At 19.5% G+C, this 1,336-nt stretch carries 1 protein-coding gene; it reads left to right on the forward strand.

Annotated elements, in window-relative coordinates; translation table 4 throughout:
• Window positions 1-1,297, forward strand: a 1,297-nt coding sequence (locus tag U744_RS04770; RefSeq protein ID WP_036432205.1) for a type I restriction enzyme subunit R domain-containing protein, incomplete at its 5' end; no start/stop codon positions are given.
• Window positions 1,298-1,336: the final 39 nt, after the last annotated feature.

Genomic DNA, 1,336 nt, shown 5'->3' on the forward strand with positions numbered 1-1,336 from the left:
AATTTTACAAAGATACAATGAAAAATTTTTAACATCATTTACATTAGAAACTTTTAATGATTACATAAATGATGTTAGAGTTAGATTTAAAAAAAACAACAAACAAAACAAAAATCAAATTGATATTGTTTTAGTTGTGAATATGCTTTTAACTGGTTATGATTCACCTAAAACAAATACTTTATATGTAAATAAATCATTAAAAAATCATAATTTAATTCAAGCATTTTCCAGAACAAATCGTATTTTTGATTTTAATAAAAAACATGGATATATTGTTAATTTTTCACTTGAAAAAAATACCATTGATGAAGCTTTTAAAAAATATGCTGATGCCAAAGAAGATCAAATAATTGAAATAGTATATGGAAAAACTTGAGATCAAACACTTGAAAATGCAAAAAAATTTTTAAGTGATTTATATATTCAATTTGAAAAAATTTATGATATTAAAAATGATAAATTAAAAGAAAATAGTTCAATTGAAGAAAGAAGATATTATTTAAAATTATTTTCTAATTTAGCAACAGAATTTTCAAATTTAAAAACTTATCCTGAATACAATAACACTGAAAAAATAAAAGGATTTAATTTAGATGAATACAAACGTTTTGAGGGTTATTGTAATGATATTTATGATAGTTTGACTGCAAGTGAACAAAATAGTAGTGAATATAGAATAATTAGCTCTTCAAATATGAATTCAGTTGATGAAATTATTAAAATAGATATTGATTATTTAAATAATTTACTTTTTCAAAAAAATGATTTAAAGGGTATTTTTTTAAACGATGAATTTAAAATTGAAGACATTAAAAAATTCGAAAAAGAAAAGAAACAATTTTTGGATAATTTTTCTTATATAAATAAAAATAACAATAAAGAAATTAATTTGCATTTAAATGAATTTTATGAGGGATATTGTTTACATATTCATGAAATATTTAATCAAAAAGAAAAATGAACTAAAAAAGATTTTAATGCAATATTAGAATTTCAAAAAAAAGAAATTATTGAAAAGCTTTTGGTTCAAATGCAAAAAAATATAGTAAGAAAAATTAAAGAAAATTTTCCTTTAATTGATGAAGATGACATGAAAAAAGATTTTTTTAATCGAATTAAAGAAGAAGATTGAACAGATATTAATGATTCAAAATGAATAAAAAAATGAAAAAGACAAAACAGCAATGTTACAAGTTATGATGCATCAAAATTAAAAACAGATTATGAAAATAAATTAATTTTTTATATTAAGTTTAAAAATAAAATAAAGTCAGAAAATCAAGGAGAAAACTAATATGTCAAATAGCACAGAATTAATTGCTGTGGTCAAAAA

It is taken from the genome of Mycoplasmopsis cricetuli ATCC 35279, from assembly GCF_000526955.1.
Taxonomy (GTDB): Bacteria; Bacillota_I; Bacilli_A; order Mycoplasmatales; family Metamycoplasmataceae; genus Mycoplasmopsis; species Mycoplasmopsis cricetuli.